Below are 288 nucleotides of genomic sequence, written 5' to 3'. Positions count from 1 at the left end.
ACAGGCAACCAGTAAAGGTTTTTTTGTTTTTTTCGTTTTAAGATAATTCGCCAGTTTTCCCGAAAAAGTGGTTTTACCACTTCCCTGCAAACCTGACATTAGGATGATCGAAGGATTTCCGGAAAGGTTAATTCCCTCGGCATCTCCACCCATCAATTGAGTAAGCTCATCCTTGACGAGCTTTACCATCATTTGTCCGGGTTTTAAAGCGGTAAGTACATCCTGGCCCAGCGCCTTTTCCTTCACCTTATTGGTGAATTCCTTGGCAATTTTATAGTTAACATCGGC

Annotated in this window: 1 protein-coding gene; it reads right to left on the bottom strand. The window is 42.4% G+C overall.

From position 1 onward, the window contains the following. Positions 1–288 (bottom strand): signal recognition particle receptor subunit alpha (locus HC175_RS23215; RefSeq protein ID WP_209310234.1); only part of this gene is annotated, 288 nt, incomplete at both ends.

The organism is Salinimicrobium oceani, assembly GCF_012037645.1.
Note: the sequence above shows the minus strand (reverse complement) of the source record. Positions and strands in the feature narration are given on the sequence as shown.